Annotated in this window: 8 protein-coding genes; 2 read left to right on the plus strand and 6 right to left on the minus strand. The window is 57.9% G+C overall.

Annotated features, from left to right (window positions below):
* A partial coding sequence (locus tag ABIZ35_RS05790; RefSeq protein WP_348218926.1) for a diguanylate cyclase occupies positions 1-1,185 on the plus strand: 1,185 nt, incomplete at its 5' end.
* Positions 1,186-1,198: 13 nt separating this feature from the next.
* Here the strand turns inward: ABIZ35_RS05790 and ABIZ35_RS05795 are convergent.
* The 6 genes from ABIZ35_RS05795 to ABIZ35_RS05820 all read right to left on the minus strand — a co-directional run bounded on the left by ABIZ35_RS05795 (position 1,199) and on the right by ABIZ35_RS05820 (position 6,663).
* The gene (locus ABIZ35_RS05795; protein WP_348218927.1) at positions 1,199-2,416 is read right to left on the minus strand and encodes a redoxin domain-containing protein; all 1,218 of its coding nucleotides are present in this window, start codon (positions 2,414-2,416) and stop codon (positions 1,199-1,201) included.
* Positions 2,417-2,456: 40 nt separating this feature from the next.
* The gene (locus ABIZ35_RS05800; protein WP_348218928.1) at positions 2,457-4,631 is read right to left on the minus strand and encodes an FtsX-like permease family protein; all 2,175 of its coding nucleotides are present in this window, start codon (positions 4,629-4,631) and stop codon (positions 2,457-2,459) included.
* Positions 4,632-4,729: 98 nt separating this feature from the next.
* On the minus strand, positions 4,730-5,416 hold the full coding sequence (locus ABIZ35_RS05805) for an ABC transporter ATP-binding protein (RefSeq protein ID WP_348218929.1): 687 nt from the start codon (positions 5,414-5,416) through the stop codon (positions 4,730-4,732).
* Positions 5,413-5,937: a PadR family transcriptional regulator gene (locus ABIZ35_RS05810; protein WP_348218930.1), complete on the minus strand. Its 525-nt coding sequence runs from the start codon at positions 5,935-5,937 to the stop codon at positions 5,413-5,415. Before ABIZ35_RS05810 ends, ABIZ35_RS05805 begins: the two co-directional genes overlap by 4 nt.
* A gap of 172 nt (positions 5,938-6,109) precedes the next feature.
* A complete protein-coding gene (locus ABIZ35_RS05815; RefSeq protein ID WP_348218931.1) occupies positions 6,110-6,409 on the minus strand; it encodes a hypothetical protein in 300 nt (99 codons plus the stop codon).
* Positions 6,406-6,663, minus strand: a complete 258-nt coding sequence (locus ABIZ35_RS05820) for a hypothetical protein (RefSeq protein WP_348218932.1) — start codon at positions 6,661-6,663, stop codon at positions 6,406-6,408. The genes ABIZ35_RS05815 and ABIZ35_RS05820 overlap by 4 nt, the downstream gene beginning before the upstream one ends.
* 223 nt (positions 6,664-6,886) lie before the next feature.
* Between ABIZ35_RS05820 and ABIZ35_RS05825 the strand changes: the two genes are divergently transcribed.
* Positions 6,887-7,303: a hypothetical protein gene (locus ABIZ35_RS05825; RefSeq protein ID WP_348218933.1), complete on the plus strand. Its 417-nt coding sequence runs from the start codon at positions 6,887-6,889 to the stop codon at positions 7,301-7,303.
* The last annotated feature ends 168 nt before the right edge of the window (positions 7,304-7,471 follow it).

The following is a 7,471-nucleotide window of genomic DNA, read 5'->3' on the forward strand; positions in this document are numbered from 1 at the left end:
CGAATCCTGTTTTACGAAGGGACCATACAGGACATCAGTGAGCGCCGTGCGATGGAAGAAGAGCGCGAGATGATGCTGGCGGACGCGCTCGCGCGTCAGGATCTGGACCCGCTGACGGGCCTGCTCAACCATCGCGCCTTCCAGAAACGATTTGACGACGAGGCGGCGTATGCGCTGACCGGCGGCTACTCCCTCGCTGCGATCGTGATCGACCTGGACAACTTCCGATTTTTCAACGAAGTGTACGGTTATCAAGTCGGCGATGAACTCCTGATCCGCGTTGCCGGCGCCCTGCGCGCCTCATGCCGCTCCTACGACTGCATGGCTCGGTTCGGCGGTGACGAGTTCGTGCTCCTGATGCCCGGAGCATGCGCCGAAGATGTTGCGTCGCTTCAGAAACGTCTGACGTGTCTGCTGGAGCGCATTAGCTATCACCCCAAAGGATCCGAAAGCGCCGTCCCGCTCAGTGTTTCCACCGGCGTCGCCCTCTTCCCCGAAGAGGCCGCCACGCGCGTGCTGGCGCTGGAGCTGGCGATCGAGCGGCTTCACCGAGTGAAAAGCGGCGGCCGCGACAACGGGGTCGATCTGCTGCGCGCGTCAATCGCCGAATCCGTCGAGGGGTTCGCGATGATCTACGGTCTGGTCAGCGCCGTGGACAACAAAGACCGCTATACCCGCCATCATTCGGAAGATGTGATGGTTTACTGCCTGGAGATCGCGGAGCGCCTGGGATGGTCGTCTCAGGACAAGCACATTCTGCGAACGGCCGCCTTGCTGCACGACGTCGGCAAGATCGGCGTGCCGGACTCCATCCTGCGCAAGCCCGGCGCTCTGACCGCAGAAGAGGTCAACGCGATCAAGGAGCATCCGACTCTTGGCGCCGTGATCGTCGGCGCCGTCCCTGCCCTGCATCCGACTCTCGACGCCGTGCGCTACCACCATGAGTGCTGGGACGGCAGCGGCTATCCCGCAGGCCTCGCCGGTCAGGACATTCCCCCCATGGCGCGCGTGATGGCGGTGGCCGACGCTTACAGCGCCATGACCACCGACCGCCCCTATCGCAAGGGCATGGACCCCGCGCACGCGATGGAAATCCTGCGCCGCGGCGCGGGCCAGCAATGGGACCCCGAGTGCGTCGCCGCCTTCCTCAGCGTGCGCGAGAAGGAATATGCACGCGCTGCTTGACCCTTTGTTTCCGTCAGTCCACCACATCGGTGACGTTTAGGCCACGCGTTCGCAGAGACGCTTCCAGAGCGTGGTCTCCCGCATCAAAGCCCAATTTTGAATAGACAATACGTCCGTCGGCGCCGATGACGAATTGCTGAGGAATACTGCCCAGGTGGAATCGATCGACGGCTTGCTTCGCCGTGTCAAAAACCACTGGGAAGTGATACTTCGCGCCGATATTCTTCGTTCGCCACTGGTCGTAGGCGTCTTGCTTGTCCATAACGCAGACGGCCAGCACCTGAACATTTTGGCCATTTAGCTGCTGGGAGACGCCCTCGAGGTGCGGCATCGCTATTTGACAGGGGCCGCACCACGTCGCCCAGAAATCGAGCACAACGACCTTGCCTTTGTAATCGGAGAGATGGACTGTCTTGCCGTCGGGCGTGACGGCCTCAAAGTCCGGCGCCATTGATCCGACTGGCGGCCGGGTGAGTGTCGCGATCATTTGCTTGTCCGCCTTAGGAACAGAAAAAGCAAGTTGTGTGGCGGCGATTGGCTTATTAAGTACCCAGTTGGAAAAATCCAGTTGCATGCCGGGCTCCAATTTCCCGTGAGATAGATCCGAGATTCGATCGCGAATGGGTAGCTTTGTCGCGGCGTCGAACCATATCTCTTCCTGCGCAACGGTGAAACCGCCGCTTCCGTCGTCCATTGCGGTCAAAATGTCCGTGCGCAGGATCGCCGGACGTCCGTCCAGCGTCGTCTGAGTGATTATTCGCTGACCGCGTTTAGCGAATTTGGCAAGCGAGCTTTGCTCCAGGATTAGATTGGCGCCTGAGCACATGCGCATCTCATTCGACAGCTTGTCATCGGTAACGCGCCTCGTGGCGGCATGATGAGAGAACCCATTGTAAATGTACTCTTTTTTGCCATCGACGGCGTAGACGCCGCTTGGACCTTGCTTGACGGCGTCCGAGTTGTAATCCCACATAACCGTTTTGACTTTGTCTGGAATTTTGATGCACACTTGGATGCGCGTCGATGGGAAATAGTCGGTATGGTGCATTTCCCCCCCTACTTCCGTTTGATGTCCCATCGTCACGCTCAATGTTGCATCGACTTGGATGGTGCGTGCGCTGGCCAGAGGATTGTCGACCGCATGAGCCTTGGCCGGCAATTGGGATATCATGACGGCGCCGCCTGTGAGGACGAGCGCCGCGCTGCGGCAATAATTTGCGTGATGTTTCATTGATGGAAATTCTTTCTATTGTTTTGCGACATGGTCAATGTCATTCGAACCGGGTGGATGTTACGCCGGTGGTCGTTCGGATCATTTGCAGCGTGGACCCGATCACGGCGGCGGCGAACGCCAGGCCGATCCCAATGACGATGTAGTAGGCGGGGTCGGGTGCTTTCACGTGATACGTCGCGCTGTAGGCTGTGACGAGCAGTTCCGCGACGAGGTAGCCAAGGCCGGCGGAAAAGAGCGTAACCGAGGCGAGAGGGGCGGCCGCTTCGAAGGCGACGATCTTACGCAAGTCGCCCACCGGCATTCCCGACAGCCGCAGCAGGCCAAAGACCCGCCGCCGGTCGACCATGGCGATTGCGGCCGCCACCGCCAGGCTGCATCCGGAGATGAAGATGCTCAGAAATGCGCCGATGTAAGCGAGATATGACAATTCCCTCAGAGCCCGATTTCCATCTCCACCGAGTTCGGGCCGCGTAAAGGGCGGCATATCGCTGTGGGCCTCCTGCTCCATGACCGTTCGAGCGCGCTCGATGGTATCTCCAGCGCCGTTGGTGAGCGCGATGACGAAGAGTGGTTTCATTAGCGCCGCCTGCGCAGACGATATCTCGGCCGGTTCTGTCGTGACAAGCTTCGTAGGCAGATTGAAGACAAAGGTATCCGCATCGAAGCTCGTGTAGCGGACATTTGCGGCGCACGGCGGAAGTCCCAGCGCCTTGGTGTTCGAGCACGGCGTCACCTCAATGCGATTGTCATTATCTTCGAAACGATACACTACCGCCACGTCGGTCACGCCTTGTACGCGTCGCAGGTCGCCAACAAGGCCCTGCAGATCCGCTTTCGACATGGGCCAGGTGAACAACGTGGCGGCCAGCGCGTCTTTCGGAAGTATGCCGGGCTTGTATACGACTTCTTTATCTACGATTGCGCTCATGGCGCCGAAAAAGAAGCTGACGACGAAGATCGCCAGCACCAATCCGCTCGCCGCACGGAAAGTGGCCGCCGGCGCGCTCAAAATGCGCTTAGCCGCGATCAAGCCGGCGGGGGATTGCGCACGCCGCGCCAGAACGCGGCTCGCCTGGAATGTCAGCCACGGGCCGGCCGAGATGACCCCGAAGGCCGAACAGAGAAACCCCGCAATGAGCAACATGGGGCCGTTGCTTGCCTGGGCGTTTCCATGTATGAGGGCCATCAGGCCCAATCCAACGGCAAGCGGGATGAGCCGGATCACCGACGGTGTGCGCTCCTTGAACTGCCGTGACGCGCCAAGCGGTGAGATGCCCAGGCGGAGCACGCCTTGGATCGCCGCGAGGGTCGAGATCGTCGTGATCGCAGCGATGATTCCCAAGAGAACCCGAGGGGACAGCGCCAGATCGGTAGGCAGAAAAGTCTCGTTGGCGATGGAGATCGCTGCTGCCCATGGAAGGATGATCGCGGCAAGGAATACCCCCAAAATCGCTCCGAGGGCGCTGACCGCCAGCGTTTCCATCCCGACGATTCCCCCAATCTGGCGCGGCGCGGCGCCGATCAATCGCAGCGTCGCGAAGCGTTCATTCCGCGCGGCGGCGCCCAGCTGGCTGACGATCCCCATCAAGACAATAATGGGCAGCCCCATCGCGATTACGCCAATCACAATCACCGTTTTATAGAGTTGCGACGCTGGTGTCGGACTGCGGTCAAACGTCCGCACCAATTGCTTGTTGCTGTCTTTGCGCATCGCCGCCAGATCCTGTCCCACGACTACGGTCAGCGAACTCGAATTGCCGAGTGCGCTGGGATCGATCAAGCCCGCCTGGGTTTTGCCGAACCGGTCGCCGAGTTGGTCTGGCGGCGTGACTTTGATCAGCCGGTCCAAGCCAGGAGAGACAAAATACTCGCCTGGACGCGGGGGGCGTGGAAGCCCGGGAACGCGGACTTGGCTGCCTGGCGACGCCGCGATATCGATCCGTGTGATCGTCTGTTTCTGAAAAAATTCGCGCCATTGATCCACGAAGACCGTCGTGGGATCCATCTGGGTTTTGTCATCGGCGTTCAGACGTTTGCCCTGCTGGTTGGTCAGCCAGGAGCCGCGCGCATCGCGCCGCTGAATGCCGACGTAAACGCCGATCAGCAAAACGATCAGCGCGGTTCCGACGGCAAGGCCGGCGACCATACCCAGCAGTCGTCCTAAGGATCCCCGGCTGCCGCGCAGGGCGAGCCGAAGCAGAAATGCGTTCATTGTTGATTTCTTTCGCACATTCGCAATATTATCTAAATTGCTATTGTCGCTATTGATATAGTCAGTCGATTACGCGGTTTTTTGTCGACGGCGGATAGTTACTTGCCGCTCCCCATCATGGCTCCCGAGATCCGTCCATCGCGAACGATCACATCTCGATCGGCGTAGGCGGCGGTTCGGGCGTCGTGTGTGATGATGATCACGGTCGTCCCTTCGCTGCGCACGGATTCCAGCATCATATTCATGACGTTTTCCGCCGCGAGCGAATCGAGGGATCCCGTCGGTTCGTCGGCGAACAGCACCTGGGGATGCGTCACCATCGCTCGGGCGATGGCGACCCGCTGCGCCTGACCTCCGGAAAGCTCCGACGGCAGCTTGTCTTCCATGCCCGCAAGGCCCAGTCGCTCCAGCCAAATTCGCGCGCGTCCTTCCGCATCCTTACGCTTGACTTTGCCAAGCAATAAGGGAATCGAGACGTTGTCCAGCGCGGTCAGTTCGGGAAGCAATTGTCCGAACTGGAAGACGAACCCAAACTGTGTCCGCCGGAGTTCGCTGCGGCGCTCCTCATTCAGGTTCTGAATCTCGACGCCCGACAGCAGCACCTGGCCTGAGTCTGGAGCGAGTATGCCCGCGAGACAGTGCAGCAGGGTGGACTTGCCCGATCCGCTCGGTCCCATAACCGCGACCACTTCGCCCTTCTCCACCTCGAAGTTCAGACCGCGCAGGGCTTCGCTTTTTCCGAACGACTTTTTAATATCCAACGCCTGTAGCATGGGGATGCTCATGACTTGATCTCTTTTCTCAGTTCATTCAAACGGGCGCTGGTGAGCTCCATCCAGCGCAGATCCGCTTCGATGTGGGAGAGGGCGTAATCGCAGAGCAGAATATGGACGACATCGGCCGTCTGTTTTTGCTTCGTCAACTGCCGCATCCGCTCCAGGTGTTTGCGCCGCTGGATATCGAGCAGCTCCTCGGTGTCCCGTTCGATCAGCAAGGCGATGATGGTTTTCGCGAATACGTCCGTTTGGAGCGTTTCCGAAGGGATCTCGGGCGTTACCATCCATTCCTCCAGGCGCTTGCGCCCCTCGGGAGTGATTTCGTACTTCTTGCGATCCGGCCCGCCACCCGTTTCCTCGCCGGAGGACTGGATATAACCGTCTCGGATCATCCGCGACAGGATCGCGTACACCTGTCCAAACGCCAGCGGCTTCGCCAGGTTGAAATAATGATCGTAGTTTTGCTTCAGGTCATAGCCATAGCCCGACCCGGAGCCGATCAGGCCAAGAAGGGTAAGAGCGTTGTTCATAAAAACACTATACACTATATGTATAGTTCCTGTCAACAGGGAGTTTCAGGATATTTCCGGTGGCTGTTCGCCGGGGTGAGAGGGATTTGGGTGAGCAGAAGAGGATTTGCGAGTTAGTCGTCAAACCCATGGAGGAAGATCCAGCACCATTTCACTTCAGATAGTCATGTTGTCACCAATGTATTGGAGCAGAAATGAGACGGGCGAGCGCCAGCGCGCCGACCGGCAGCAAGAACCCGCTCGCGCCGCATCTCAGAAGCTCCGATCTTGAAACCAAGAAGATCGCCATGCACATGGGAGCGACAAAAACGGAGCTTATGTAAAACGTCTGCATTGATAGGACGATGGAGACGCAGAAGCAGGCGATCCCAAAGCTGCTGTTCGCGAAAAACTCGTCAAAGCTTGTCACTTTATTATTCTCTCGCATGATGACCTCGACTTTCCCAGAAGCGGCGTACTGTTTCACGTTCAAGGATGCGCCTCCCATACAGCGACAACGCCAAAGAGAAATATCACGGCAACCCCGAGAATCGCCCCGGCGCCGATATTTCGGAGCGTCTGCGACCTCGGGGATGTCAGCAGGGGCAGAGACACGAGGGTGATCAGAAACGAACCAATATAGTGGGTTGCATAGGTTACGATCATGGCGCCGCAAAAAATGGCGATGGCGAAGCAGACTCCCGCGAACCATTCTTCAAAAATGACGTCATTGTGATTTTTTCGCATCGTGTCCTGACTTCCTTGCAAAATTTAAAGCATCTGATTAAAGTTTCAACTGAGTTTTGAACGTCGATGTCTGGAGTTTCTTCTTCGTTCATTCTCTACAAATCTTGCAGATTTCACGCGTTAAGTGGTGTCGTCATAACCGGAAAGGCGTTTTCGCACTTGCTCACGGAGCGATGATTATATGCTAGAATGCTTGCAAAATCAGAGACGAAGAGAGATCCCAATGACTCAACGGCGACGAGTGAACAAACCGGCGGTCTTTACCCCCATCAGCGGGCCGAACCAGGAGCTTGCGCGTAAGTTGCGGTACGAGATCGGGTGGGATGAGTCCGACCGGCCGTACCAGTCGCTGCGCATGGCCGGCGCCAGTACTCGCCTGAACCACATCACGATTTACACGATCGTCAGCGGCGTGACCGTCAACCACCAGACACTCATCAAGGTTGCGGAGACGTTCGGCTGGGACATGAACGAGACGCTGAAACTCGGCGGGTACGATCCGATCTCCCCCTCTATCCCGTCTCCGGTCCACGGCGACGAGCAATCGGTTCGTGAGTTCGTCGCCAAAGCCTTCCCGACGTTTAGCGACGAGGGCCAGCAGCAAGTAGTAGAGGTCATTCTCAAACACATGAAGGAATAAGAATAGTACAACGTCCTGCTCTGCTTAATCTCGGCAATGAGCTAGTTCATTTATGGCATGTACGATATACTATCCCTTCGCGCCACAGCAATCGTCTCTCAGTGGTGAAGCAGATTGAGAACGAAGATAATACTATAGTGGTCCCATTTGTCAAGACAGTTTGAGAGG

The organism is Capsulimonas sp., assembly GCF_039929585.1.
Classification (GTDB): domain Bacteria; phylum Armatimonadota; class Armatimonadia; order Armatimonadales; family Capsulimonadaceae; genus Capsulimonas.

Excerpts from the sequence above, each read along its gene's own strand:
- ABIZ35_RS05800 (WP_348218928.1), bottom strand. The coding sequence starts at position 4,631 with ATGAACGCATTTCTGCTTCGGCTCGCCCTGCGCGGCAGCCGGGGATCC.
- ABIZ35_RS05825 (WP_348218933.1), top strand. The coding sequence starts at position 6,887 with ATGACTCAACGGCGACGAGTGAACAAACCGGCGGTCTTTACCCCCATC.
- ABIZ35_RS05810 (WP_348218930.1), bottom strand. The coding sequence starts at position 5,937 with ATGAACAACGCTCTTACCCTTCTTGGCCTGATCGGCTCCGGGTCGGGC.
- ABIZ35_RS05795 (WP_348218927.1), bottom strand. The coding sequence starts at position 2,416 with ATGAAACATCACGCAAATTATTGCCGCAGCGCGGCGCTCGTCCTCACA.
- ABIZ35_RS05805 (WP_348218929.1), bottom strand. The coding sequence starts at position 5,416 with ATGAGCATCCCCATGCTACAGGCGTTGGATATTAAAAAGTCGTTCGGA.
- ABIZ35_RS05820 (WP_348218932.1), bottom strand. The coding sequence starts at position 6,663 with ATGCGAAAAAATCACAATGACGTCATTTTTGAAGAATGGTTCGCGGGA.